This window comes from Mesorhizobium sp. M7A.F.Ca.CA.002.04.1.1 (genome assembly GCF_004022805.1).
Lineage (GTDB): Bacteria > Pseudomonadota > Alphaproteobacteria > Rhizobiales > Rhizobiaceae > Mesorhizobium > Mesorhizobium ciceri.
The window spans coordinates 1-4,039 of sequence record NZ_RZPL01000544.1 but is presented as its reverse complement, the minus strand read 5'-3'; the positions used below and the strand labels follow the sequence as shown (position 1 = coordinate 4,039).

The window sequence follows — 4,039 nt, the reverse complement described above, 5'->3', positions numbered from 1 at the left end:
GGGTACCTTCGCGCATCAGCGCCACCCAGCAAACCGAGTCCACTGGGAAAGCTGAGACGATCTCGCGCGCGATCGTGCCGAAGCCGATGAGGCCGAGCGTCACCATCCGAGGCTTCTTCAGGGATTCTGCCTCAGGGGATCGAACTTGTCGGCGAGGTCTGCCCCGAACACCGTCTTGCGCTCGATTTCCAGAACGTTTTCGGGGCGCGGGAAATTGGACGGCACACGGTCACCTGGCTTGCGCGGCTTGCCGATCAGGCGAAAGAAATCCTCGAGCCCGTTCGGCACGATCAACCAGATCCAGCGCAGGCGCGTGTCGCCGTCGTTGATGAACATGTGTCGGACATTCTTCGGCAGGAACACCACGCTGTCCGGTTCCAGCGGATATTCCTTGCCGTCGATGACGGCGCGGCCATGGCCTTCGATGACATAGACCGTCTCTTCGTTGCGGTCATGCGTGTGTTCGCGCACATAGCCGCCGGGCGCTACCGACTGCGTGCCCAGCGCGAAGGGGTGCTCCATGCCGACGATGTGCGGCGCGAGCGCCACGTCGATATGGCCGTTTGCGGGAACCGGCTGCCAGTAGCTTTCGCGCGTTTCGGTTCCGGAAACATGGATGCCAGAGGGCGCGGGTGGAAGGTTGGTGTCGTCCATGGCTCTGCCTGTCGAATGGAGCTGCGAAGGTCGTTCGGGCGCGTTGCTGACTTGGAGAGGGTACAGCGCAAAAAGTGTCGACACAATAGTAGACAGATTAAATTTCGTGCCTCTATATAGTGCTGTGTCGATGATGGCAGGGGAATGCCGATGGGCGAGTACGATGTTCTGGTGATCGGTTCGGGATCGGCGGCCTGCTCGGCAGCGCTGCGGGCCGCCAAGGGTGGCCTCAGGGTGCTCGTCATCGAAAAGAGCGAATGGTTGGGCGGCACCTCGGCCATGTCCGGTGCCGGGGTCTGGATACCCGCCAACCATGTCGCGGCCGAAGCCGGCATCGCCGACAGCCGCGAGGATGCGCTCGCCTATCTGCGTGCGGTCGCGCCCGAAGGATGGGAGCAGAAGGAAGATGCGCTCTGGGGCGCTTTCGCCAAGGCCGCGCCGGACATGCTGCACTTTCTGTCCGTCAACACGCCGCTCGATTTTCGCTTGATCAACGAGCCCGATCCCTTTGCCGAAGCGCCGGGCGGGAAACTCTATGGCCGCATGCTCTCGCCGAGGCCGCTCAGCCGCCGTCTCCTCGGCAAGTTTGCGCGGAGTCTGCGCCGCTCCACCTTGCCGCACAGCTTTACCTACCAGGAGATCGTCGACCTCGATCTCTATCACCATCCCATCCGCGCCGGGTTCAAGGTCTGGCCGAAGCTTCTATGGCGATGGCTGACGAATTCCGGCGGCCAGGGCACGGCACTGATGACCGGGCTGATCAAGGGCTGCCTCGATGCCGGCGTCACCTTTCAGCCGGGAACGCGCGCCGTCACCCTGCTTCAGGATCCGGACTCACGCATCGCCGGCGCGGAGGTGGAGAGCAAGGGCCGGCGCACGAAGATCGTCGCGCGCCGCGGCGTCGTCATCGCAACCGGCGGCTTCGAATGGGACGCCGAGATGCGCGCACGCCACTTCCCCGGCGCCTTCGACCGGATCGGCAGCCCGCGCGGCAATGAGGGCGACGGCCAGAAGCTTGCGGCTTCCGTCGGCGCGCAATTGGACCGCATGGATCAGGCGAACGTCTATCCCTGCCTGCCGACGCGCTACCAGGGACAGTCGCACGGCTTGCCGATGACCTTCCAGGCCGAGCCGCATTCGATCGTGGTCGATCGCGAGGGAAAGCGCTTTGTCAGCGAAAACGCCTTCAACATCGGCGAGGCGATCGATGCGCGCGGACCGGATGGCGAGCCCGTCCATCTGCCCTGCTATCTCGTTGGCGATAATCGTTTCCTCAAAACCTCGCTGCCTTTCCGCTGGTATGCCTCCTACGAGCGCGACTGGATCAAGAAGGCCGATACCATCGCTGGCCTTGCCGCCAAGCTCGGGTTGCCGGCGGCGGCGCTGGAGGAGACGATCGCGCGCTGGAACGGCTTTTGCGAGAACGGGCACGATGCGGACTTCCACCGCGGCGATAATGGTTGGGAGGCATACAAGGCGCATGGCCCCGAGAACCGGCTGAAGCCGATCGACAAGGCGCCCTACGTCGGCATGACGATCAATCGCTCGATCCTCGGCACCAAGGGCGGGGCCCGGACCAACGAGCGGGCGCAGGTGTTGAGACCGGACGGCTCGATCATTCCCGGCCTTTATGCGGCAGGGCTTGCGATGGCCAACCCCATCGGCACGCGCGCCGTAGGGGCCGGCACCACGCTCGGCCCGAACCTGACCTGGGGCTTCATTGCGGCCGAGACGATCCTGCATCAGAACAGGTGATCGCGGAAGCCTACATGGCAGACGGCACCGAACCTCAGAAGCACACCGGAGGCATGGGGGTGATCGCCGGAGCCTACGGTCTTGCACGATCGCCGGTGTCGCCCTGGCCTGAACGTCCCGGAAGCGCTTCATGATCATTATTCGGCTGTCGCCGTGAATTGCAGGGAGCCGTAGGGGTGTTGGTGGATGTTTCGTCTTCGCCATCTAGCGGATTGGTTTTTTGATAGTTACGCCCGCTTGTCGTCCGGATGGCCAAGCTCGCAGAACCACCCGCCCAGATACTTCACCGATGGCGCCTTGGGATCCGGAATCTGCGTCTTCGCCTCGACCGCTGCGCGGAATGGCTCGGCGCTGTCTTGCGGGATGAACCCCAGATGGTTGGCGCCGCTGTTGTCGACCATTTTCAGCTTGTTGTCGGATATGCCGAACGAGATTGTGTGCCCGACGCGCGGCGCCGTCAGTGCTGCTTCGACCAGACGAACGCAGTCGGCGAAGGAAAGATACGACCACAGCATGCGTCGGTCGGCCGGTTCGGGAAAGGACGAGAAGATACGCAGGCAAGCCGTCTCAATGCCGAACTTGTCCCAGTAGAGCCGGCTCAGGCTTTCGACGAAATTCTTCGACACGCCGTAGAGGCTGTCGGGGCGCACCGGCGCATCGACGCCGATATGGGCTTCGACTTCATGATAGCCGATGGCATGCACCGAGGAAGCATAGATAACCCGCTTCACGCCGTGTTTCCGGGCGCCTTCGTAGATGTGGTAGGATCCGCGAATGCTGGAATCCAGGATCGTTTGCCATTCGCATTCAAGCGGCGCACCGCCGAAATGCACGATCGCGTCGCAGTCCTTGGTGGCCGCAAGTGTAGCCTCCATGTCGGCGAGATCGAAGACCGCTTCTTCCTCGTGAGGAGCAAGATCGCCGAACGGTTCGCGACCCGCCAGGCGGATCGTTTTTGCCAGCGGCACCAGCCCCTTTCGCAGTTCCGAGCCAAGCCGGCCGGCGGCGCCGGTGATCAGGATGCGTTCGTAATGCGGCATGGTCTACTCCACTTGCGCGACGGCGGCGTTGATCCGCGCGATCGCCTCGGCAAGCACCTCCTCGCTGGTGGCGGTGGAGATACGAAAATAAGGTGAAAGTCCGTAGGCAGTGCCCGGCACCGAGGCCACGCGGCCTTCGTTCAGAAGATAGGTCGCCACCGCCGTATCGTCCTCCAGCATGACGCCTTTTGGGGTCCTGCGGCCGATCAGGCTGGCGCAACCGATATAGGCATAGAAAGCTCCTTCCGGCGGCGGCAGCGTCAGGCCGTTGATGCGCCTTATGCCATCGACGACCAGGTTCCTGCGCGCCTCGAATGCATCGCGGAAACGAGCCACCTCGTCCTGCGGGCCATTCAGTGCGGCGACCGTCGCCGCCTGGGCAATCGAGCAGACCGAAGTGACCGACTGGCTCTGGATGATCGACATCGCCTTGACGAGTGGTGCCGGGCCGGCTGCATAACCGACACGCCAGCCGGTCATCGCATAGGCCTTGGCCACGCCGTTGACGATGAGGCTTCGGTCCTTGAGGTCAGGGCAGGCCTTGCCGAAGGATACGAATTCGCGGTTATCGAAGATGATGTGCTCATAGA

4 protein-coding genes are annotated in these 4,039 nt (G+C 63.2%); 1 reads left to right on the top strand and 3 read right to left on the bottom strand.

Translation table 11 applies throughout. From position 1 onward, the window contains the following. Positions 1-117: 117 nt before the first annotated feature. Positions 118-654 (bottom strand): cupin domain-containing protein, encoded by a 537-nt coding sequence (locus ENZ75_RS23805; protein ID WP_063168733.1) that lies wholly within the window; start codon positions 652-654, stop codon positions 118-120. Positions 655-804: 150 nt separating this feature from the next. Between ENZ75_RS23805 and ENZ75_RS23800 the strand changes: the two genes are divergently transcribed. Next, the gene (locus ENZ75_RS23800) at positions 805-2,409 is read left to right on the top strand and encodes an FAD-dependent oxidoreductase (protein ID WP_199489654.1); all 1,605 of its coding nucleotides are present in this window, start codon (positions 805-807) and stop codon (positions 2,407-2,409) included. 227 nt (positions 2,410-2,636) lie between these two features. Here ENZ75_RS23800 and ENZ75_RS23790 read toward each other — a convergent pair whose 3' ends face one another. Beyond that, complete coding sequence (locus ENZ75_RS23790) at positions 2,637-3,449, bottom strand: NAD(P)-dependent oxidoreductase (RefSeq protein WP_063168731.1); 813 nt, start codon at positions 3,447-3,449, stop codon at positions 2,637-2,639. Positions 3,450-3,452: 3 nt separating this feature from the next. Continuing rightward, positions 3,453-4,039, bottom strand: a 587-nt coding sequence (locus ENZ75_RS23785; RefSeq protein ID WP_128278350.1) for an aminotransferase class I/II-fold pyridoxal phosphate-dependent enzyme, incomplete at its 5' end; no start/stop codon positions are given.

Excerpts from the sequence above, each read along its gene's own strand:
- ENZ75_RS23805 (WP_063168733.1), bottom strand. The coding sequence starts at position 654 with ATGGACGACACCAACCTTCCACCCGCGCCCTCTGGCATCCATGTTTCC.
- ENZ75_RS23800 (WP_199489654.1), top strand. The coding sequence starts at position 805 with ATGGGCGAGTACGATGTTCTGGTGATCGGTTCGGGATCGGCGGCCTGC.
- ENZ75_RS23790 (WP_063168731.1), bottom strand. The coding sequence starts at position 3,449 with ATGCCGCATTACGAACGCATCCTGATCACCGGCGCCGCCGGCCGGCTT.